This is a genomic window from Pseudomonas sp. PNPG3, from assembly GCF_023093815.1.
Lineage (GTDB): Bacteria > Pseudomonadota > Gammaproteobacteria > Pseudomonadales > Pseudomonadaceae > Aquipseudomonas > Aquipseudomonas asiatica.
Genome location: NZ_JALLKV010000392.1, coordinates 1 through 209, shown reverse-complemented (window position 1 = coordinate 209; position 209 = coordinate 1). Strand labels below are relative to the sequence as shown.

Genomic DNA, 209 nt, shown 5'->3' with positions numbered 1-209 from the left:
CCCCTAGGCACAGTTTTTCGTCCCATTCATGCGTCCGCTCCTGCACTGGACCGGCTCGGCGCCTCTCAGGAAATCTTCCACACCGGGATCAAGGTCATCGATTTGCTCGCCCCGCTCGTCAAGGGAGGCAAGGCCGCGATGTTCGGCGGCGCTGGTGTGGGCAAGACCGTGCTGATCATGGAATTGATCCGTACGACGGTCGAACGTTA

The 209-nt window shown here is 60.3% G+C and carries 1 pseudogene; it reads left to right on the top strand.

Features of this window, described 5'->3' with window-relative positions:
* A pseudogene (locus MJ643_RS31410) lies at positions 1-209 on the top strand (F0F1 ATP synthase subunit beta); the annotation flags it as partial.